The following is a 21,268-nucleotide window of genomic DNA, read 5'->3' as shown; positions in this document are numbered from 1 at the left end:
CAATTTCTTTGCCATACTTATGAGATTGTTGGTGATGGAGTTAAGCATGTTAGCGAAGTACTTCTTTGGATTATTGGTGTTAGTTTCTGTGCATGCGTGGAGCTATACGAGTTCTGACGAGAGCGGATTTATTCCGGCTGATTCAGAACTCTCTTCCATGCTCATTTATCCAGAGCTAACCCAGAGTATTTATCAAGACTCTTCTCTTCCTATTCTTTGGGACTCTCCTGAACTTGTTAAAGCATTTGAGTTCCAATTGTCGCTTCTAGAACAAGCCCAAATGGCACCGCTCTTTGAGCGTCAACTCAAGCAAATTCGTCAATACCAAGCCCAACGCCAATGGAAAGAGTTGGACATATTATTGACCGATACCTTTATTTATTACTTGAGTTACGTAGAAAATGCGCCACTGGTCGGTAAAGAGTGGTACTTCTCAGGCAAGCTACACTCCAAATTACCTGCACCTTCTCCTCATATTTTGATGAGATTAAAGAGCAGCGTCGCCAATGATTATTTATTGGAGATGGTGCTGTCTTACGCGCCGCCTGTTGGGAATTTTGATCAATTCAAGGCGACCTATTCAGTGTTAGAAACTGCATCCGAGCTTAATATCGAGCGATATAGACAGGAAGGTTTGAAACGTTTAGGTGACGATCTTTCAGATAAAGTAGCGCTTGTAGAACGTATCGCTCTGGTGGGTGTAGACACATCAATGGTGGCTGTTGATCTTCCAGTGTTCGATCGAGATTTGCAAAAAGCGATTAAGTCCTTTCAACACATGCATGGCCTGACAGCTGATGGGATTATAGGGCCTGACACGATCAAATGGATCAACATGAGTTTTGATGATCGATTGAATTCATTAGCGTTGAATGCAGAGCGCGTTCGTTTGTGGCCAAGAGATAGAGATTCTCTCATCGTCGTCAATGTACCTAGTTTTGATATGAAGTACTGGGAAGATGGTGAAGAGGTATTTGAGTCCAAAGTCGTCGTGGGCAGAAAGTCGCGAAAAACACCGCTTTTAGAGATAAATCTAGATTCGGTGATCTTAAACCCAACTTGGAATGTGCCATGGAAAATAATGGTGAAAGACATCTTGCCTAAGGTGAAAGCCGATGAAAGCTACCTTGAAACCCATAACTTCCAAGTGATTGATGGTTGGCGTTCTATGGAAACTGTCGATACCACCGAGATTGATTGGCAAACCATTAATTTCAACTCGTTCCCATATCGCATGCGTCAACAGGCGGGCTCTCGAAATGCATTGGGTTTGTATAAATTCAACACCCCCAATAAACGTGCGATATATCTACATGATACGCCAAGTAAAGGCCTGTTTAATGATGACTTTCGTGCTTATAGCTCAGGTTGTATAAGAGTCGAACATGCCGAACAATTGGCTGAATTGCTATTTGCGACTAAGGTTAGAAAGGTTCCTAATCAAGGCGGTGACTTAGCACCTAATACCAAGGTTCGACTCAAGAAGAGAATTCCAGTGCATATTATCTATCAAACTGTATTGTTTGAAGAAGAGGGCATTCAGTACCGTGGTGATATTTACCAGTACGATAAAGCGGGTGGTTAACAAACGGCGAAATCAACAATGGTGATCTTGACCGAAAAATGACAACCAAGCTTCTATTGATAAAATTATAATGTGTATCAATAACTAACCGCACAAAGGTTACAAATACTAACGTTTTGGGTGCTTTTCGTACGTTGACGCAGCAATTTTCATTATGTATCGTGCATTTTTCGTTCGATATAATTGGTTTTTTTGCTGTATGTCTCAAAGTTTATTTTCTCGCCGTCAGTTTCTGACTTACGCTGGTGGTACTGCTGTTGTCGCCTCAATCACACCTTCTATCGCTTTTGCTTCATACCCAGATCAGCCTAGAACGATCAGCATGAACAATCTTCACACTGGTGAAAGGTTGGAGACCTGCTATTTTGATGGCACGAACTATGTTGGTGATGAGATGGCTCGCCTAAGCAAATTGTGCCGTGACTTCCGCCGCAATGAGATTCACCCGATGGACAAGAATTTGTTTGACCAGATCACTCAGATTCAAAATGTTCTAGGTATTCAAAAAGAAGTTCAAATTATCTCTGGTTACCGTTCGCCGGCGACCAATGAAGCACTGCGAGCAAACTCGAATGGTGTCGCAAAAAAGAGTTATCACATGTTGGGTAAAGCGATCGATTTCCGTATTGATGGCGTTAACCTAAAAGAATTAAGAGACGTAGGCAAAAGCCTGAACGCGGGTGGTGTCGGTTATTATGCGCGTAGCAACTTTATCCATATTGACACAGGTCCTGTACGCAGTTGGTAACGTTAAGCTGAATTTGCGAGCGAATGCTAGGTACTTGTCAAAGTAGACATCCAATGTCATAGTTTGCCCAAATTTCAGTTTGCCCTCTAAGGTTTGTATATGTCTCTTAAGTATCAAGTTGTTCCTGTTACCTCTTTCTCTCAAAACTGCTCAATTGTGTGGTGTGATGAGACAATGGAAGGCATCGTTGTCGATCCGGGTGGTGATGTTCAGCAACTGGCTGCTATCATCGAAGAGTTAGGTGTTAAAGTGGTGAACTTGGTATTGACTCACGGTCACCTAGACCATGTAGGTGGAACAGTACCACTTGCTGAAATCTTGAAGGTGAACATTGTTGGTCCACATAAGGCGGACAACTTTTGGCTTCAAGGTTTAGAGAACCAAAGTCAAATGTTTGGTTTCCCACTGTGCAAAGCTTTTGAACCAAACACATGGTTAGAAGAGGGTGACAAAGTCACTTTTGGTAACCAAGTGATTGATGTGATCCATACGCCGGGTCATACACCGGGTCACGTCGTGCTATTCAGTGAGCAAGCTCGTTTAGCGTTTGTGGGTGATGTATTGTTCAATGGCGCAATTGGCCGAACTGACTTCCCTCAAGGCGATTTCAATACGCTGATTGCTTCAATCAAGACTAAGCTTTGGCCATTAGGCAGTGATGTGACATTTGTACCGGGTCATGGTCCTGAGTCTACATTTGGTCGTGAGCGCGCATCAAACCCATTCGTAGCCGATGAAATGCCACTATATTAATTAAGTCTGTGATTAGCACGCCGATCATTCGTGTTGCGGTTGATTGAAATGAAGCTTAGCTTTTGTTTGAACGCTAAGCTTTTTTAATTCAATGCGTGTTCGTTTATTCTAAACGTCTTCGCTTTAATCAGAAAAGCGCTCAGCAGCAGCCAAGTAACGTCGAGCTAATCCAATGAACTCTTCCCCACTCATATTCAAATCTTGAGTTGATATGAAAATATCATAACCGTGGAAACCCCTTTGGTACTTCATCCTATTGGCAAGCATCGCCTGTAATCCAGAATAGTCCTTAATCACCGTTTCTTTATTATTTCTATCATCAGATGTATCCAAGTTGCCCTGCTTTTGACTATCGTTGAAACAAACGTCGTCTGAATTTTGCGACTCTTTATGTCTGCTCTGTCCAACACAACCGTTCTCAGTACGACGTGCATGGTAATGCGATGAGTCGAGAACCATATCTTCAAAGTTTGACTCTTTACCCGCTTGCTTGGCGCCCAGATACAAAAGTGCTCGCTGGCTCAGTAATAACTCGCAAGTGATTTTAGGGCAAATTGAATCGAGGTAGGGCGAGTAATCTTTAATTTTAATACCGACCCAAGGTAAAGGTTGGTGCCAGCCTTCTTGTTCATAAGTACAAAGGCCAATTTTTTGGATGTTGCGCCATTTTAAAACCCAACCCCCCTTGTAGAAATGCTGCTGAAAGTGAGTGGGGGTGAGCGTGAACATGACTCTGCTGCGCAACATTAAATAATAGCCCGTACCCAAAAGCGCAATAATGCAAAATGCCCCCACGATCAGTAGCTTTGGGTTGTCGCTGTATAACGCAGTGATCAAGCAAACGAACCCCAAAATGACGGCGATAATTCGATACGAGCGTGTGAATGAAGGCAAAGAGAAGTTTGTAAGGTGACGAGTGTCCATAGGCAACACCAAGTTTTCATATTTTTGTCTGGATGGATAACCAGTGTATATGACCCTGAATTGATAAGTCGATGTTTAAATAATAGACGCTAATAGACAATATCGGTATTTTTCGTCGACTTTCGGCGCTTCACTCTACAAATAGCTCCTGTTTTTTGGTATAAATCGCGCTTCAAATTTTCACCACTGCGAAAAGAGCAGTGAACTGGAGAAATATTCAATGAGACTTGCTCATAAGCGTAAGGTGCAGGCTAAACTGCAGAAACGCACTAAAGCGGCTGTAGTTAAAGCAGTGGCAACGCCGAAAAAAGCGAAGCCTGTCGCAGAGAAAGTTGTAGCAGAAAAAACTGTAGCAGCAAAACCAGCGGTAGAGAAAGCAGTAGCAGCAACGAAAGAAGTTGCAGTAGCACTGACTCCTAAGCAACAACAAGTTCTAGACATCGTTGTTAGCAATGCTGAAGGCATTAACCCTAAAGGTATCGGCCTAGCAGCTGGTCAAGAAGACGCGAAAGCAGCTTCATGGGCAACAGGCGCATTGAAAAAACTTCTTGAAGAAAACCTAGTAGCGAAAGAGCAGCTAGCAGGTAACAAGGTTATCTACAAAGCTATCTAATCCTGTGGGATTACATTCGCTTCGTTAAGTTTTTAAGCCTCGATTTTCGAGGCTTTTTTTGTATCTAGCAAATAATGCCAACCCCAGTTTTGCCACTTCATTTCCAATCTATTGTCCTGCGAAAGCGATTCCCTTGCCTGGCACTCTTGCTCCTAATCAGCAAGCCCCAAAGTAGGGCGTCCATAGTGATAGATCGTTAGTTGATATCACCAGAATGTAGCAAGGAATAGAGTCTCATCACGAAATGGGAATCAATTGTTAATTTCGATTCACTATAACTACTTAGGTATTTATCAATACCTGTTTCTATAGTGAATAACCTAACTCCTTTAAAGTAGGTGATATTGAATTATCTCCTACGTAGTTATACGTAATCCTTTGGTCTAATACGTACATTTAAACCAACCGTTCGTGCGTGCTCTCCCTGATATCTTGTTGCTTCATCACGGTGCACTCTTATGTTGAATCATAAAAAATGCTCAATGAAAGAGTGTTAACCCAACAAAGGACGTGAACATGAGTCTCATCTCTAACTCCCTCACACGAGTTTTTAAAAACGTTGCGGTAACTGCAGCGGCTTGTTTAGCTTTAGTCGCTACTGGTGCAACAGCTGCTGATAAGGTTTACCGTTTAAAGCTTGCCGAAACGTGGGGACCAAACTTCCCTGTTTTTGGTGATGCTACTAAGAATATGGCTGCTATGGCTGAGAAAATGTCGAATGGTCGACTGCAAATCCGCATCGATTCAGCCAATAAACATAAAGCTCCGCTTGGCGTATTTGACATGGTTAAGTCTGGTCAATACGACATGGGTCACTCAGGCTCTTATTACTGGAAAGGTAAAGTTCCAAACACACTTTACTTCACTTCTATGCCTTTCGGTATGACGCCAGCAGAACAGTACGCATGGTTCTATCACGGTGGTGGTATGGAGTTGATGGAGCAGGTTTACTCTCCACACAACTTGATGTCGTTCCCAGGTGGTAACACTGATATTCAGATGGGCGGTTGGTTTCAAAAAGAAATCAATAGTGTTGAAGACCTACAAGGCTTGAAAATGAGAATCCCAGGCTTCGCTGGTGAGATTCTTGCTGAGCTAGGCGCAAAACCAACAAACATTGCACCGGGTGAGCTTTACACGTCTCTAGAGCGACGCACAATTGATGCACTAGAGTGGGTGGGTCCATCACTTGATTTACGAATGGGTTTCCACAAAATTGCGCCTTATTACTACACAGGTTGGCATGAGCCAGGTTCAGAGCTTCAATTCCTAGTGAACAAGCGCACATGGAACAAGTTGCCTGAAGATCTACAAGAAATCCTTAGAGTTGCAATGCGTACTGCTGCTTATGACATGTACACACAAGCAACGCATGAAAGTGGCAAGAACTGGGTTTCAATGAAGACAGAATTCCCAGACGTACAAGTTAAAGATTTCCCACCAGAGGTTATGGCTGCATTGAAAGAAGCAAATGATCGCCTATTAGCTAAGCATGCTGAGAAAGATGAATTAGCAAAAAAGATCCAAGCTTCACAAGCAAGCTACCTAGAACAAGTTCGTTCATGGACGGATATTTCACACAGAGCTTATTTAAATAGCCAAGCGAAATAGTCGACATTTGTTGAACTAAAGATAAATGAACCCAAAGCTTTTTTTACTAGGTAACTGAGAGTGAGTAAGCGGCGGGTTCATTCAAATCATAATAATTAAGCAGGATAAATCCTGTATACGATCCCAAGAACCCTTTCTATGTCGTGAATCTGGTTAGCGCTACTCGTTTTAGCTGCACTAACTCAATACGCGATGTCTTTTCAAATTCCATGGAGTCGGGAATGCGAAGTCTAATTTATATTGAACGCCTGTTTAATCGTATCGGTGATGCACTGGGATGGCTTTCCAGTATGTTGTTTATTTTACTTATCGCTAACGTCGTGTATGACGTTGTCATGAGATATGCCTTCAACGATGTCTCAATCGCCTTTCAAGAGATGGAATGGCACCTTTTCTCAGCCGTATTTCTGTTAGGTGTTCCTTATGCCATCAAAGCGGGTGGGCATGTTCGAGTTGATGTGTTTTACGAGCAGCTGAGTTTTAAAGCTCAAGCCATTATTGATTTGCTTGGCACGGTTGTCTTCCTGCTTCCGTTTTGTTTGTTGGTGGCTTGGTTTGGTATCGATGTTGCTAAAGAGAGTTATGAGTTGGGTGAGACCTCAGGCGATCCCGGTGGTTTGCCTTATCGTTGGATCATCAAAGCTATGATCCCGCTGTCATTCTTTTTAATGGCGCTCAGTGGCGTGGGTTTGATCCTGCATTCACTGAACAAGATTTTTAATCCGCACCTTATCCACGCAAATAATATTCATACAAAGAATTAGTAGAGGCTGACATGATTGGAATAGTAATGTTTTTTGTCGCCTTGTTTGCACTTTTACTTGGCTTCCCAGTAGCGTTTACCTTTGGCGGTATCGCATTAATCTTTGGTGTTTGGGCTGAGGGCATTGAGATGTTTGCCTTCATGCCATATCGAATTCAATCGATCATGGAAAATACGGTGCTGATGGCCGTTCCATTGTTTGTTTTCATGGGGCTTGTTCTACAGAAGACCAAGCTTGCTGAGCAGTTGCTTGAGTCTATGGGCAGATTGTTTGGTGGGGTTCGTGGTGGTATCGCAATTTCGACGGTATTAGTAGGATCATTGCTTGCCGCTTCAACCGGTGTAGTTGGTGCTTCTGTGGTAGCGATGGGCCTGATTTCTCTGCCAGTAATGTTGAAATACAACTATGATAAAGGCTTAGCCTGCGGCACCATTTGTGCTTCTGGTACGCTTGGGCAAATCATTCCACCATCGATAGTTCTCATTCTATTGGGTGATGTGCTAGGTGTGCCAGTTGGTGACTTGTTCCAAGCGGCGATTTGGCCGGGCGTGATGTTAGTCGGTGCTTATATCGTGTACATATTGATATACGCGAAGCTAAACCCTGAAGCAGCTCAACCGATTGAACGTGATGACTCAATTAGTCGTAAGCAAGAAGTCATCAATGCTCTGAAAGCTATCGTACCGCCACTTGCGCTGATCATTGTCGTATTGGGCTCTATCTTCGCCGGTGTTGCTACGCCGACAGAGTCTGCTGCATTAGGTGGTGCGGGTGCTATGGTACTTGCTTTGCTATACGGTCAGTTTAGTTGGTCGATGGTGTATGACGCATCTAAAGAGACGGTAAAAGTAACGGCAATGGTCTTTGCTATCTTACTTGGTGCAACCGCGTTCTCAATGGCGTTCACTTACACTGGCGGTGATTATCTGGTTGAAGAGTGGATGTTACAGCTACCGGGTGAGAAGTGGGGCTTCTTGATTATCACCATGTTGGTTATTTTGATCCTCGGCTTCTTTATCGACTTCGTTGAGATCTGTTTTATCATCGTACCGATTATTGCACCTGTCGCTGAGTTGATGGGCATAAACATGACTTGGTTTGCTATCCTTATCGCGATGAACCTACAAACCTCATTCTTAACACCACCATTTGGTTTTAGTTTGTTCTATCTAAAAGGGGTGGCACCAAAAGGCGTAACCACTAAGGATATTTACCGAGGTGTAATGCCGTTCATTCTGATTCAAATCCTCGTGCTTGGATCACTTCTCGCTTTCCCATCTTTCTATGGAATGTGAGTGAAGCCAAGAATGTGAATGATATGTTTCAACGGTTAACGATAAATTGCTAAAATAAGACGGCTTATTGGTGTTCAATAAGCCGTTTTTTATGAGGAAAAGGAATGCCTCTAAAGGCTAAGCTGATTTTGCTGACGCTGCTCCCGTTGTTGCTTGTGACGGCGAGTATTAGTTGGATCTCGTTGCATCAAACCAAGACATTGGGTGCAAAAGAAGTGGAGATCTTCAGAGACAGCCTGATCAAGTCTCGTGAAAATGCCCTCAAAGACACTGTCGACCTCGCATTTGATGCCATCGAACATATCTACAATGATCCTGATATCCAAGAAGCCCAAGCTAAAAGAGAAGTTCGAATCATATTGTCTAAACTTAGGTATGGTTCAGATGGATACTTCTTCGCGTACGACCGTCACGGCACCAACCTCGTTCATCCAATACAACCTGAATTGATTGGAAAAAACCTACTTGAGTTACAAGATGAAGATGGCGACTTTCTTATCGAAGCACTGTTAAGGCAAGCGCAAACCGGAGGCGGATTTCATCAGTATTTGTGGCAAAAGCCATCGACGGGAGAAGTGGTATCTAAGTTAAGTTATGCGGCTTGGTTAGAACGTTGGGACTGGATGATTGGCACGGGTCTGTATATTGAAGATGTACACCAAGAAGTCGCTTCCATGCAGGCTGCGATTAACAAGAATATAGAGACCACGTTCTTTTCGATTGTGGTGATTCTTAGCGTGACAGTTGCGGTCATTATCGTGCTTACTTTGGCGATCAACATGCACGAGCATCGCATCGCCGATAATAACCTGAAGGAATTGGCCCACAAGACGGTGATGTTTCAAGAGGATGAAAAAAAGCATTTAGCGCGTGAGTTACATGATGGCATTAACCAGTTATTAGTATCGAGCCGTTGTCACTTAGAGTTGCTCGGAAACAAGTTACAAAGTGAAGACCTCAAAGCGCATCTAGATAAGTCACAGCATTCGCTGATGAGAGCGATTGAAGAGGTGAGGCATATCTCCCACCAACTTCGTCCAAGTTCATTGGACGATATTGGCTTAGAGGCAGCGTTGTCTTCTCTATTATTAGACTTTCAGGCGCACTCTGGTATTGAGGTGGAAACCTTGTTTAGTACGCAGCCAGGTCAGTTGAAATCAGAGGCGGCGACGACCTTGTATCGAGTGGTTCAAGAGTCATTGAATAACATTGAAAAGCACGCACAAGCGACTAAAGTTACGGTTATCGCGCAGCAAATTGGCAATGTATTGCAGCTTTTAATCCAAGATAATGGTGTGGGTTTTAATACCTACAAAGCGATGGAGAAACGAGGGATTGGGCTGCGTAATATGAGAGAGCGAGTTGAATTCATTGGTGGTGATTTTGAGCTGATGAGTGAAATTGGCTTCGGAACGGAAATTACCGTGTTGCTGACACTAGAGGGATTAATGAATGAGTGAAGTTATTCGAGTTGTGATCGCTGATGATCATCAAGTGGTACTGGATGGCTTTATGGCGAGATTGGAACTCGAGCCGGATATTAGCGTGATAGGTACTGCCAGCAATGGCTTAGAGGCGGTAGAGGTAGTAAAAACTCTGCGACCTGATGTGGTGTTGATGGACATTAGCATGCCTATCATGAACGGCATTGACGCAACCCATCTAATTAAAGAAGAAGACCCTGATGCGAAGGTGCTAATGTTGACCATGCATAACAACCGTGAATACATTATGAAAGTGATGCAGTCGGGTGCTGTTGGTTATATGTTGAAAGAGATTTCTGCTGAAAAGATGGTACAGGCGATCAAAACCGTGAATCAAGGTTCGACCTACTTCTGTGAAAAGGTAACTCAGAATTTGTTCACACAGCCTATTACTCCCACGCCATCCATCAAGAATCCGTTAAGTAGACGTGAAGAAGCAGTGTTGAAATTGGTCGCAAAAGGGGAGAGCAGTAAAGAGGTAGCTAAGGCGCTGAACATCAGTTATCGAACGGTTGAAACGCATAGACAAAACATTAAGCACAAGTTGGATATTCACTCTACGGCAGAGCTAGCTAAATATGCTGTTAATTCTGGGCTTGTGGAGTGATCTTACGCTAAATTACATTAAATGTGTAATTTAATTACTAAAACTGCCATTTGGACCTGATTTTTGACGGTTTTTTTAGTATTTTTGCGACAGGTTGATATGCTTCTTTTCGAAATTTAAGCGCCGAATGTAATGTTGCAAATAGTGCGCTGCAAATTAGAGAGGAAACATGGAGCCTGTAAAAGATAGGTATAGTATTGAAAATACCGATTATACAGTAGGACAAGATAACGTTCAGAAATGGGGTTTTGATGTTCATAATCCTGTATTTGGTATCAGTGCAGGAGCGATCATTATTTTCCTGCTTGCACTTCTGGTCGCTGAACCTGAAACAGCAAAAGCTGCGCTCGATGGTATCAAATGGAAAATCATCGGCAACTTCGATGGCTTCTTCATGTGGGCTGCTAACATTTTCGTGATTTTCTGTTTTGCCCTCATTGTCTCCCCGTATGGCAAGATACGTATTGGTGGCAATGATGCCAAAGCAGAGCACTCCAACCTATCTTGGATGTCGATGTTATTCGCCGCGGGAATGGGTATTGGTTTGATGTTCTGGGGTGTTGCTGAGCCAGTAGCTTACTTCACGGGTTGGTATCAAACGCCATTAGGTGTCGAAGCTTACTCACCTGAAGCGGCTAAGCTGGCACTTGGTGCAACCATCTATAACTGGGGTTTACACGGCTGGTCTATCTACGCTGTTGTTGCTCTAGCACTTGCCTTCTTCACTTTCAACAAAGGTCTGCCTCTTTCAATCCGCTCGATTTTCTATCCTATCTTGGGTGACAGAACTTGGGGATGGTTTGGCCATATCGTTGATATCGTTGCAGTACTGGCAACCTTGTTCGGCCTTGCAACATCGTTAGGTTTGGGCGCACAACAAGCAACCAGTGGTATTAACCATGTATTCGGTACCGATGGTGGTATTGGCATGCAGTTGGTTGTTATCGCAGTGGTCACTTTCTTAGCAACAATGTCAGTGGTTCGTGGCATCAACGGTGGCGTGAAGGTTTTAAGTAACGTCAACATGTTGGTTGCTTTGGGTCTACTTATCTTCGTAACGATCGCTGGTGGCCTGGCGGGTATTAAAGCAATCCCAACGGCACTCATGGGCTATATTGAAAACTTCATTCCTCTTAGTAATCCTCATGGTCGTGACGATGAAACTTGGATGCAAGGTTGGACTGTATTTTACTGGGCATGGTGGATGTCCTGGTCACCATTCGTGGGTATGTTTATTGCTCGCATTTCTAAAGGTCGTACGATTCGTGAATTCATTGTAGCTGTATTGTTCATTCCAACGACAGTAATCATCATCTGGATGGCTATTTTTGGCGGAATCGCGATTGACCAAGTGGCGAACAAGGTGGGCGAGATCGGTGTCAATGGTCTGCAAGATATTACGCTTTCTCTATTCCATACTTATGATGCGCTGCCAATGAGTTCTGTGCTTTCAGTCGTTTCGATTGGTCTGATTATGGTGTTCTTCATCACATCTTCGGATTCAGGTTCGTTAGTTATCGATAGCATTACCTCTGGTGGTAAAGTCGATGCGCCAGTGCCACAGCGTGTATTTTGGGCGCTGATGGGTGGTGCGATTGCCGCGGTTTTACTTTGGGTTGGCGGTACTGAATCCATCCAAGCACTACAAGCCGGAACGGTATCAATGGCGTTACCATTCGCGTTCATATTATTGCTTATGTGCCTAAGCTTATTGCTAGGTTTACGAACTGAAAATAAATTAGTCCAACAGCAAAATGCTTTGAGTTAAAAGTATTTTTTAGTTAAAGGTCGACTCGGTCGGCCTTTTTTTCGTCAGTAGTTTGGGTAATTACGTATATTTTGTTTGAAAATTCGGCGAACTGATTCTGGTTTACTGAAAACAATAATTTAACCTGCTAAACTTCAGACATCCAAGTATTTGAATAATTGTGATAACAACTTGTACTGCTTGGATCGTTCGTTCGAGTTTTGACTAGGTCACAGGTAAATAAGGGATATTGAGGTTAATAGACCCTATTAATATTCCGTAGAGAGGGATAATGACTAAAGGTATAGATAAATACAGTATCGACAGTACGGATTACACTGTCGGTCAAGATAATGTCCAAAAATGGGGTTTTGATGTTCATAACCCAGTATTTGGTATCAGTGCGGGACTTATTGCTTTGTTCCTCATCGGTGTTCTGATTACAGATACCGCTTCAGCAAAGGCTGCACTAGATGGCGTTAAAGGCCAGATTATCAATTCGTTTGATTGGCTCTTCATCTGGTCGGGTAATATTTTCGTAATTTTCTGCTTAGGCTTGATTGTTTCTCCGTATGGTAAAATTCGCCTTGGTGGTGTTGATGCGACGGCAGATTACTCCTTTATGTCTTGGCTATCGATGCTGTTTGCCGCAGGTATGGGTATCGGTTTGATGTTCTGGAGTGTGGCTGAGCCTGCTGCTTATTATACAGGCTGGTACGAAACTCCGCTTAATGTTGCAGCGAATACACCAGAAGCGGCTAAGTTGGCGCTAGGTGCAACCATGTATCACTGGGGTCTGCATCCTTGGGCGATTTATGGCGTAGTAGCATTGTCACTTGCTTTCTTCTCTTACAACAAGGGGTTGCCTCTTTCTATCCGTTCTATCTTTTACCCAATTTTAGGTGATAGAGCTTGGGGTTGGGCGGGTCACATTGTTGATATTCTTGCTGTACTTGCAACCCTGTTTGGTCTGGCGACATCGCTTGGACTAGGTGCACAACAAGCAGCAAGTGGTATTCAACATGTATTCGGCATTGAAGCGGGCTTAGGGCTGCAAGTTATTGTGATTACTGCGGTGACTTTATTGGCGGTAGTATCAGTACTTCGCGGTATTGATGGCGGCGTTAAAGTTATCAGTAACATCAACATGCTGGTTGCCTTCTTACTGCTGATTTTAGTGGCATTAATTGGCTATGCTGTGACGCTGGGTTCAATCCCGACAACATTGATGGCATACATCGAGAACATCATCCCGCTGAGTAACCCACACGGTCGTGAAGATGAAGCTTGGTTGCACGGTTGGACTGTATTCTACTGGGCTTGGTGGATTTCATGGTCACCATTCGTAGGTATGTTTATCGCACGTGTTTCTAAAGGTCGTACAGTCCGTGAGTTCATTACAGCAGTACTTATTGTACCGACGACAGTGACTATCATTTGGATGTCAGTGTTCGGTGGGATGGCAATTGATCAAATCGTGAATAACGTTGGTATTCTTGGGCAAGACGGCCTAACGGATGTATCACTAGCAATGTTCCAAATGTTTGATGCTCTGCCGTTCGGTACTCTGCTATCAATTATTGCGGTTGTATTGGTTCTAGTATTCTTCATTACATCGTCTGACTCAGGCTCTCTAGTTATCGACAGCATCACCGCAGGTGGTAAAGTTGATACACCAGTTCCTCAACGTGTGTTCTGGGCATTCCTTGAAGGTGCGATTGCTGTAGCGCTATTGTGGGTTGGTGGTACTGAAGCAGTGCAAGCTCTGCAAGCGGGTGCAATCTCGACGGCATTACCATTCACCATCATTCTATTGCTGATGTGTGTTAGCTTGCTAATGGGTATGCGTACAGAAAAACGCTAGGCTCTAAAGCCGAAATCTATCGAAGCTTATATGCGGTAGAGCGGTAAATAGTATGAAGGCAGAAGAGGAAACTCTTCTGCTTTTTTGTTTCTTCTTTATCATGTGTCCGCCTCTCTTTAACATATGAGATGTGATATAAATTCTAATAACCATATATAAAATACCGCCTTAAATTTGGCGAAATGCCAAGGAATTGGCATTAGCTAAGCTTATGGTTTACCTAAAATTATATTCCGATATTAAATTGTGAAATCGCTCGAATTTAATACTGATTTTGGGTAGTATGCGCGAGATTTCCCACCACTCGTGAAACTTTGACATGAAACTAACACTAAAGCAGAAGTTGATAGGTGCTAGCCTATCTGCTGTTGTGGTTATGGCAACAGCGTTGACCTGGCTATCAGCAAACCAACTATTCGAACAGACTCGCAATGGCGTATACCTACGAGCTGAAAGCGTATCTGAAGCAGCATCTGAAGGTATTAAAAACTGGATTGATATCCGTACAGATATCGCATCAGCATTTAATGACTTTTCACGAGAGGATGATGTTGTTCCTTTCCTTAAGCAAGCTCGTGTTGCGGGTGGCTTTGACGATATCTTTTTAGGTACTCCAGAAGGTGGAATGTACCGTTCACACCCTGAACGTAATCGTGCAGATTACGACCCTCGTCAACGCCCTTGGTACCAAGAAGCAAACGCTGCAGGTAAGCAAATCATCACAACCGCTTACCAAGATGCGATCACCAAAGCTCTTCTTGTAACGATTGCTGAACCGGTTCGTCACAACGGCCAACTTGTTGGTGTCGTGGGTGCTGACGTACTTATCGACCAATTGGTTAACGATGTAATCAGCCTTGATGTTGGTGACAACGCTTACGCCATGCTAATTGATGCCTCTGACGGTACATTCCTAGCACACCCAGATTCAGCGCTAAGCTTGAAGCCGGTAAGCCAGCTTTCAAACGATATATCTATGCCTATCATCGAGAACGCAGTGCGTACGGGTAGCATCGAGATCATCAAAGAACGTGGCGCTGAGAAGCTGCTTTACTTCACGAAGGTGCCTAACACTAACTGGATCTTCGCGGTTCAGATGGACAAAGCAACAGAAGAGGCGAACCACTCAACACTGCTTACTCAATTGATCACAACGGCTGTTATTATTACGTTAATCGTAATCGTATTAGTGTCTTGGTTAGTGAGCTTCCTATTCCGTGATTTGAACCGTGTTTCAGCGGCACTTGAAGAAATTGCTTCAGGTGAGGGTGACCTTACTCAACGCCTTGAGCCTAAGAGCGATGACGAAATTGGTAAGCTTGCTGAAAACTTCAACCGTTTTGTAGGTAATATGCACACCATGGTGATCAAGCTAAGCGAAGTATCTGCTGCGCTAGGCAACCAAGCACGTCAAACGGCTTCTCAAGCTGAAGAACGTAGTGCTCGTATCCAAATGCAACAAGACGAGATCAACATGGTAGCAACAGCCGTCAACGAAATGGCTGCAGCAACACAAGAGATCGCGGGTAACGCTGACCACACTGCACAGAACTCATCAGAAGCAGTTGGCGCGTGTGAGCACGGTACTGGTCAAGTGACACAGACGCAAAGCTCTATCCAAAACCTTGCTCAAGAAGTTCAAATCGCAACGAACGTGATCCTAGAACTTGAAGAACACGGCAACAGCATCAACGCTATCTTGTCTAACATTCAAGGTATTGCAGAACAAACGAACCTACTTGCACTTAACGCTGCGATTGAAGCTGCACGTGCCGGTGAGCAAGGTCGTGGTTTCGCAGTAGTAGCGGATGAAGTTCGAGTTCTGAGCCAACGTACACACGGCTCAACGCAAGAAATTCAACAAACGATTGAGTTGCTACAAGGTACAACAGGCAAAGCGGTTAATATCATGAACGATAGCCGTACACTTGCTGAAACCAGTGTTGATGACGCAAACTCAGCCGCAGCGAGCCTAACGCAAATCCATGCAGCTGTTGAACGCATTAGCGACATGGCGACACAAATTGCTTCCGCTGCAGAAGAGCAAGCATCAGTAACGTCTGAGATCACTCGTAACACTGAAGGAATCCGTGACGTATCTAATGAACTAGCAGACGAAGCGCACCAAGCTGCGGAACAAGCTGCTCAGTTATCTGAACTGTCTCACGAGCTAGAAAGCGAAATTAGCCGCTTCAAGCTTTAAGCACTAAGTTCTGAGCGAATAGCGATAACTTGATAGCTAAAACGACTAGCGAATAATTCGCGATAACGTTATCAAAAAGCCGAATGTGATTATCACATTCGGCTTTTTTGTGCGTTCTAGTTAGAGTTATGAACCCTAACTAGTTGTTTGGATAAACTGGGAACTTAGTTTTGAGGGCCGCGCTAGTAGGAAAGCAGTGCTCCATAAATTTCACCATCGCAGGGGTTCTAGCTTGTCGTTGTTAAGCTATTTTCTTTTTTACATCAAGGTCAGCCACCTATTGGAAGTGGAAGTGACGGGTTAAACTTGATTGAAGAAGGGTGTAGCTCAGAATAATTAAAGACACAAAAAAGCCCGAGCATAAACTCGGGCTTTGAACGGTTATCTTTATAACTGATGAAGGCGCTAGATTGCCTGACGCAGTTGGAAATAACGTCCTGCTTCGTTTAACAGTTTCTCATGAGAGCCGTTTTCAACAATCTCGCCTTGTTCAATCAGAACGATAGAATCCATCGATTCCAGGCCAATCAAACGGTGCGTGATGAAGATAACCGTCTTGCCTTCGAAGTGCTTCTCGAAAAGAGTCATGATGCTTTGCTCGGTTTGCTTATCTAAGCCTTCTGTCGGCTCATCTAAAAGCAGGATAGGGGCATCATGAAGAATGGCACGTGCGATGCCAATGCGGCGCTTCTCACCGCCAGACAGTTGACGACCACCATCACCTAACCAGCTATCAAGCGCGTTGTTCTCAAGCAGCTTTTCTAGACCAACGTCTTTAAGGATGTTCGCTAAGTGATCATCGGTTGCTTCTGGGCTTGCAATCAACAAGTTGTCACGCAAAGTACCATTGAGAATGTCGACACGTTGGCTTACTACACTGATTGATTCACGAAGCTGTGATTCATTCCACTGCGTCAGTTCAACTCCCGCGATTGAGATGTCGCCTTTTTTAGGATCCCAGTAGCGAGTCAGCAGCTGAATCAAAGTCGACTTACCAGAACCTGTTTGGCCCACAATCGCAACCTTGTGCGTTGCAGGAATCGTTAGGTCAACAGCGCTCAGAACACTACGTTCAGAATCAGGGTAGTTGAACGTCACGTTTGAGAACGTAATATCAAGCGGCTTGTTGATGTCGAGTTTCTCTTCAGCAAACTGAACTTCAGGCTCCGACAGAATAACTTCGTTCAAGCGACGTGCTGAAGACAGAGTTTGACCTAAATGCTGGAACGCGCCTGCGATTGGCATTAATAGCTCAAAACTTGCCATGGTTGCGAATGCCATTAGCGCGATAAACGGGTCTGGTGCATTACCACCCACGCCATCAGCCGCAAGCCAAAGCATAAGAACCAACGTCAAACCGTTGAACAGCATCAGTGCTGCTGACGCCATACCCGTTAGGTTAGCATTCACAAACTGATTCGCCATCAGCTTCTGCTGCGTTTCTAGAATCGCATTGCGGTAACGCTCTTCAGCACCAAACAGAGTCAGTTCGCTGTAGCCTTCAATCCAATCCAGAGTGGTAACACGAAGATCCGCTTTGTTTTGTGTCAGTTCACCGCCGTTACGTTTACCTAGCTTGTAAAACAAGATTGGCCAAACTAACAGCATGATCAGAAGGATAGAACCCAAGATCAAACCTAGTGAGCTATCGAACCACATCAAGAAAATAGTAAGGAAGAAGATCCCGAACACACCAACCGTCACTGGGCTTACTAAGCGCAAGTAAACGTGGTCCATTGCATCGACATCAGCAACCAAACGGTTGAGAAGGTCAGCATCACGAAGGTTCGAAATACGGCCTGGGATCAGCGGAGCTAGCTTCTTGAAGAAGAAGATACGTAAATCAGTTAACAATTTGAATGTGGCATTGTGGCTGACAACACGTTCACCCCAACGACCCGCAGTACGGCTCATTGCCAAACCACGTACGCCGCCGCCCGGTAGCATGTAGTTGAAGGTCTCACGTGCAATCGTAAGGCCTGCAACCGCAGAAGCTGAAATGAACCAGCCTGATAGCGTTAACAAGCCGATAGAAGCCGAAAGAGTAGCAAAAGCTAATAGCATGCCTAGCGATAGGCCAAACCAATGCTTTTTATAGAGTTTCAGGTAAGGCAGTAAATCACGCATCTAAATTACCCTTATTATCTTGTTGAGCTAAGTTCGCGTTAAGCATCTTTTCGAACAAACCACCCGCAGTCGATAGCTGAGAGTAATGACCTTGTTCAACCAGACCACCATCGCGCATAACCAGAATATTATCGACTGATTTAAGAGGGGCAAGTTGGTGCGTTACAAGCAGGGCTGTGCGGCTTTCAATATTGCTATTGATGCCTTTCATTACTAACTGTTCGCTACGAGTATCTAGGCTAGCTGTTGGTTCATCTAACAACCAGAACTGACCGTCTTGAATCATGGCGCGAGCCAGAGCCAAACGTTGAGATTGACCAACAGACAGGCCGCCAGAGCGATCAGAGATCATATAATCTAAGCCATGCTCGCTAACGAACTCGTTAGCAAAAGACTGCTCAAGCGCATTCTCGACAATTTGGTCAGTGATATCGATCTTACCTAGAGTGACGTTGTCACGAATTGTACCGTGCAGTAGCAACGGGTTTTGACCAACCCAGCTAATCGTCTTACGCCAAGAGGCTAAGTCTAGGTCACGCAATTCAATGCCATTGATTTTCAAGCTTCCTTCATAAGGCATGAAACCAAGAATAGCGTTGATCAAACTTGTTTTACCCGCCCCACTTGGGCCAACTAACGCAGTCGACTGTCGAGTGTTAAGTGCAAACGAGATAGGGCCAACCAATTGAACACCTTCAGGGCTTAACACTTTTAGAGCTTGAGCTTCAATATTGATGCCTTGAGCCTGATCGAGTTGAGTGTCGCCTGATTTAACCTTAGTGATGTCTGTTTCTAAGAACTCGACAATACTTTCCGCAGCGCCAACTGCTTGTTGCTTCGCATGGTAGAAAGTACCTAAGTCACGCAGAGGTTGGTAAAACTCTGGCGCCAAGATAAGGATAAACAAACCAGCGAATAGCGTAATGCCGACGCCGTAGTGGCCAAAGTTCAGCTCACCGATGTAGGTGAAACCAAAGTAAACCGCCGTCATCGCGATAGAGATCGACGTGAAGAACTCAAGTACAGCAGAAGACAAGAAAGCGATTTTCAACACATCCATGGTACGCGTTCTAAACACTTCAGATGCACCTTTGAGTACTTCTGTTTCAGCGTTGGTGCGATCAAATAGACGGATGGTTGTCATTGACTGCAAACGGTCGTAAAAGTGACCAGAAAGACGCTGAAGCGCTTTGAAGTTTTTACGGTTGGCATCGGCTGCTTTCATACCAACAAGTGCCATGAACATCGGCACCAGTGGAGCCGTAAGCAAAAAGATCAATCCAGCTGCCCAGTTTACTGGAAACACCACAACCAAAATAATGAATGGAATCATTACCGACAGAGACATCTGAGGTAGATAACGAGAGAAGAAGTCTTGCATGTCTTCTACTTGTTCTAGCAACAGGGTTGCCCACGTACCCGCAGGTTTGCCTTTGATGTAGGCAGGACCAAGTTCGCGTAACTTATCGAGAATGAGCTGCCTAATGTAGATACGGATCTGCTCACCACAGCGATAGCCGGCGATTTCACGACCCCATGTACAGCCTGCACGGCCAACGACCGATAGTGCCAAGCCTGCGAAATGACCAACCAGTTCAGATTTATCGACATTCTCGATGATCAGCTGATGAAGAATAGAGGCGAGAAGAGCTGCTTGAGCAATTAAAAACACGCTTGAAAGTACGCCAAGGCCAATCGCAATCATAAGCCAGCGTTTCGCTAACTTACTCTGTTGCTTAAGCCACTTGTTCAAGCTGCGTTGTTTTTTCTTATCCATTATGAAGGCTTAATGATAATTATTATTTGTTGAGGGCGGCTAGTATACAAAAGAAAGCCCAGTGGATATACCGCTGGGCTCTAGGGATTTACAACAAAATGTGATGACGCCCTGCATCTATTGAGGTGAGGGCTTCGATATTTAAATCTGCAATCTCAGATTTACTTATCGTTAAGGCCATCTAGGAAGCGTTCAGCATCCAGTGCAGCCATACAACCTGTACCAGCAGAAGTGATTGCTTGGCGGTAGTTGTGGTCCATTACATCACCTGCAGCGAACACGCCTGGGATGCTGGTTTGTGTTGCGTTACCTTCAAGACCAGACTGTACGATGATGTAATCATCTTTCATGTCGACTTGGCCTTTGAAGATTTCAGTGTTTGGTTGGTGACCGATAGCAATGAATGCGCCCATTACTTCGATCTCTTCTGTTTTATCAGACTGAGTATCTTTAATACGAACGCCCGTTACGCCCATGTCGTCGCCTAGAACTTCGTCTAGCGTGCGATCAGTGTGAAGAACAATGTTGCCGTTCTCTACTTTGTCCATTAAACGTTTCACTAGGATCTTTTCAGCGCGGAACGTGTCACGACGGTGAACTAAGTGAACTTCAGACGCGATGTTAGATAGGTAAAGTGCTTCTTCAACAGCGGTGTTACCACCACCAACAACCGCTACTTTCTGGTTGCGGTAGAAGAAACCATCACACGTAGCACAAGCAGAAACGCCACGGCCTTTGAATGCTTCTTCAGAATCTAAACCTAGGTACTTAGCTGATGCACCCGTTGAGATGATCAACGCATCACACGTGTACTCGCCTGAATCGCCTTTAAGACGGAAAGGGCGGTTAGATAGGTCTACTTCGTTAATGTGGTCAAACAGGATCTCTGTTTCAAAGCGCTCTGCGTGCTCTTTCATGCGATCCATCAGTGCTGGACCCGTTAAACCTTCAGCATCACCCGGCCAGTTTTCCACTTCTGTTGTGGTTGTAAGCTGACCACCTTGCTGCATACCGGTAACAAGTACTGGGTTTAGGTTTGCACGAGCAGCGTAAACTGCAGCTGTATAGCCAGCAGGGCCAGAACCAAGAATCAATAAATTACAGTGCTTTACGTCGCTCATGAGGACTCCGAAATTGAATTTGTTTTTATTTATAATCGATTAGGA

The 21,268-nt window shown here is 44.4% G+C and carries 16 protein-coding genes; 12 read left to right on the top strand and 4 right to left on the bottom strand.

Annotated features, from left to right (window positions below):
- Nucleotides 1-46: 46 nt before the first annotated feature.
- The 3 genes from ACFI6G_RS06325 (at nucleotide 47) to ACFI6G_RS06315 (ending at nucleotide 3,086) form a co-directional block, all read left to right on the top strand.
- On the top strand, nucleotides 47-1,585 hold the full coding sequence (locus tag ACFI6G_RS06325; RefSeq protein ID WP_016792956.1) for a L,D-transpeptidase family protein: 1,539 nt from the start codon (nucleotides 47-49) through the stop codon (nucleotides 1,583-1,585).
- A 199-nt stretch (nucleotides 1,586-1,784) separates the two neighbouring features.
- The gene (locus tag ACFI6G_RS06320) at nucleotides 1,785-2,333 is read left to right on the top strand and encodes a peptidoglycan L,D-endopeptidase MepK (RefSeq protein ID WP_462710187.1); all 549 of its coding nucleotides are present in this window, start codon (nucleotides 1,785-1,787) and stop codon (nucleotides 2,331-2,333) included.
- 99 nt (nucleotides 2,334-2,432) lie between these two features.
- Entirely contained in the window at nucleotides 2,433-3,086 is a 654-nt protein-coding gene (locus tag ACFI6G_RS06315; RefSeq protein WP_010438163.1) for an MBL fold metallo-hydrolase, read from the top strand.
- Nucleotides 3,087-3,209: 123 nt separating this feature from the next.
- Here the strand turns inward: ACFI6G_RS06315 and ACFI6G_RS06310 are convergent, their stop codons facing one another.
- Entirely contained in the window at nucleotides 3,210-4,010 is an 801-nt protein-coding gene (locus ACFI6G_RS06310) for a DUF2982 domain-containing protein (RefSeq protein WP_010438164.1), read from the bottom strand.
- Between the two features lie 220 nt (nucleotides 4,011-4,230).
- On the opposite strand from ACFI6G_RS06310, the gene ACFI6G_RS06305 reads away from it, so the two are divergent.
- The 9 genes from ACFI6G_RS06305 (at nucleotide 4,231) to ACFI6G_RS06265 (ending at nucleotide 16,198) form a co-directional block, all read left to right on the top strand.
- Nucleotides 4,231-4,623, top strand: a complete 393-nt coding sequence (locus ACFI6G_RS06305; RefSeq protein ID WP_004733388.1) for a hypothetical protein — start codon at nucleotides 4,231-4,233, stop codon at nucleotides 4,621-4,623.
- Nucleotides 4,624-5,139: 516 nt separating this feature from the next.
- Entirely contained in the window at nucleotides 5,140-6,234 is a 1,095-nt protein-coding gene (locus tag ACFI6G_RS06300) for a TRAP transporter substrate-binding protein (RefSeq protein WP_462710186.1), read from the top strand.
- Nucleotides 6,235-6,455: 221 nt separating this feature from the next.
- Nucleotides 6,456-6,998: a TRAP transporter small permease subunit gene (locus tag ACFI6G_RS06295; protein WP_010438170.1), complete on the top strand. Its 543-nt coding sequence runs from the start codon at nucleotides 6,456-6,458 to the stop codon at nucleotides 6,996-6,998.
- Between the two features lie 11 nt (nucleotides 6,999-7,009).
- Complete coding sequence (locus ACFI6G_RS06290; protein WP_010438172.1) at nucleotides 7,010-8,293, top strand: TRAP transporter large permease; 1,284 nt, start codon at nucleotides 7,010-7,012, stop codon at nucleotides 8,291-8,293.
- A gap of 104 nt (nucleotides 8,294-8,397) precedes the next feature.
- On the top strand, nucleotides 8,398-9,753 hold the full coding sequence (locus ACFI6G_RS06285; protein ID WP_010438173.1) for a cache domain-containing protein: 1,356 nt from the start codon (nucleotides 8,398-8,400) through the stop codon (nucleotides 9,751-9,753).
- Entirely contained in the window at nucleotides 9,746-10,384 is a 639-nt protein-coding gene (locus ACFI6G_RS06280; RefSeq protein WP_016769284.1) for a response regulator transcription factor, read from the top strand. The genes ACFI6G_RS06285 and ACFI6G_RS06280 overlap by 8 nt, the downstream gene beginning before the upstream one ends.
- A gap of 169 nt (nucleotides 10,385-10,553) precedes the next feature.
- Entirely contained in the window at nucleotides 10,554-12,152 is a 1,599-nt protein-coding gene (locus ACFI6G_RS06275) for a BCCT family transporter (protein ID WP_010438175.1), read from the top strand.
- 271 nt (nucleotides 12,153-12,423) lie between these two features.
- Nucleotides 12,424-13,995 carry a BCCT family transporter gene (locus ACFI6G_RS06270; protein WP_010438176.1) on the top strand — a complete coding sequence of 524 codons (1,572 nt, stop codon included), beginning with the start codon at nucleotides 12,424-12,426 and terminating at the stop codon, nucleotides 13,993-13,995.
- A gap of 319 nt (nucleotides 13,996-14,314) precedes the next feature.
- The gene (locus ACFI6G_RS06265; RefSeq protein WP_010438178.1) at nucleotides 14,315-16,198 is read left to right on the top strand and encodes a methyl-accepting chemotaxis protein; all 1,884 of its coding nucleotides are present in this window, start codon (nucleotides 14,315-14,317) and stop codon (nucleotides 16,196-16,198) included.
- Nucleotides 16,199-16,603: 405 nt separating this feature from the next.
- Here the strand turns inward: ACFI6G_RS06265 and cydC are convergent, their stop codons facing one another.
- The 3 genes from cydC to trxB all read right to left on the bottom strand — a co-directional run bounded on the left by cydC (nucleotide 16,604) and on the right by trxB (nucleotide 21,223).
- Nucleotides 16,604-18,325: a heme ABC transporter ATP-binding protein/permease CydC gene (gene cydC, locus ACFI6G_RS06260; RefSeq protein WP_010438180.1), complete on the bottom strand. Its 1,722-nt coding sequence runs from the start codon at nucleotides 18,323-18,325 to the stop codon at nucleotides 16,604-16,606.
- Complete coding sequence (cydD, locus tag ACFI6G_RS06255; RefSeq protein ID WP_016783889.1) at nucleotides 18,318-20,102, bottom strand: heme ABC transporter permease/ATP-binding protein CydD; 1,785 nt, start codon at nucleotides 20,100-20,102, stop codon at nucleotides 18,318-18,320. Before cydD ends, cydC begins: the two co-directional genes overlap by 8 nt.
- Before the next feature lie 161 nt (nucleotides 20,103-20,263).
- Complete coding sequence (gene trxB, locus ACFI6G_RS06250) at nucleotides 20,264-21,223, bottom strand: thioredoxin-disulfide reductase (RefSeq protein ID WP_010438193.1); 960 nt, start codon at nucleotides 21,221-21,223, stop codon at nucleotides 20,264-20,266.
- Nucleotides 21,224-21,268: the final 45 nt, after the last annotated feature.

It is taken from the genome of Vibrio sp. PSi01 (assembly GCF_054960695.1).
The sequence above is the reverse complement of the archived record's forward strand: the minus strand, read 5'-3'. Positions and strand labels throughout refer to the sequence as shown.

What these genes read in the sequence shown, in the direction of transcription:
- ACFI6G_RS06325 (WP_016792956.1), top strand. Translation starts at nt 47, where the DNA reads ATGTTAGCGAAGTACTTCTTTGGATTATTGGTGTTAGTTTCTGTGCAT.
- ACFI6G_RS06320 (WP_462710187.1), top strand. Translation starts at nt 1,785, where the DNA reads ATGTCTCAAAGTTTATTTTCTCGCCGTCAGTTTCTGACTTACGCTGGT.
- ACFI6G_RS06315 (WP_010438163.1), top strand. Translation starts at nt 2,433, where the DNA reads ATGTCTCTTAAGTATCAAGTTGTTCCTGTTACCTCTTTCTCTCAAAAC.
- ACFI6G_RS06310 (WP_010438164.1), bottom strand. Translation starts at nt 4,010, where the DNA reads ATGGACACTCGTCACCTTACAAACTTCTCTTTGCCTTCATTCACACGC.
- ACFI6G_RS06305 (WP_004733388.1), top strand. Translation starts at nt 4,231, where the DNA reads ATGAGACTTGCTCATAAGCGTAAGGTGCAGGCTAAACTGCAGAAACGC.
- ACFI6G_RS06300 (WP_462710186.1), top strand. Translation starts at nt 5,140, where the DNA reads ATGAGTCTCATCTCTAACTCCCTCACACGAGTTTTTAAAAACGTTGCG.
- ACFI6G_RS06295 (WP_010438170.1), top strand. Translation starts at nt 6,456, where the DNA reads ATGCGAAGTCTAATTTATATTGAACGCCTGTTTAATCGTATCGGTGAT.
- ACFI6G_RS06290 (WP_010438172.1), top strand. Translation starts at nt 7,010, where the DNA reads ATGATTGGAATAGTAATGTTTTTTGTCGCCTTGTTTGCACTTTTACTT.
- ACFI6G_RS06285 (WP_010438173.1), top strand. Translation starts at nt 8,398, where the DNA reads ATGCCTCTAAAGGCTAAGCTGATTTTGCTGACGCTGCTCCCGTTGTTG.
- ACFI6G_RS06280 (WP_016769284.1), top strand. Translation starts at nt 9,746, where the DNA reads ATGAGTGAAGTTATTCGAGTTGTGATCGCTGATGATCATCAAGTGGTA.
- ACFI6G_RS06275 (WP_010438175.1), top strand. Translation starts at nt 10,554, where the DNA reads ATGGAGCCTGTAAAAGATAGGTATAGTATTGAAAATACCGATTATACA.
- ACFI6G_RS06270 (WP_010438176.1), top strand. Translation starts at nt 12,424, where the DNA reads ATGACTAAAGGTATAGATAAATACAGTATCGACAGTACGGATTACACT.
- ACFI6G_RS06265 (WP_010438178.1), top strand. Translation starts at nt 14,315, where the DNA reads ATGAAACTAACACTAAAGCAGAAGTTGATAGGTGCTAGCCTATCTGCT.
- cydC (WP_010438180.1), bottom strand. Translation starts at nt 18,325, where the DNA reads ATGCGTGATTTACTGCCTTACCTGAAACTCTATAAAAAGCATTGGTTT.
- cydD (WP_016783889.1), bottom strand. Translation starts at nt 20,102, where the DNA reads ATGGATAAGAAAAAACAACGCAGCTTGAACAAGTGGCTTAAGCAACAG.
- trxB (WP_010438193.1), bottom strand. Translation starts at nt 21,223, where the DNA reads ATGAGCGACGTAAAGCACTGTAATTTATTGATTCTTGGTTCTGGCCCT.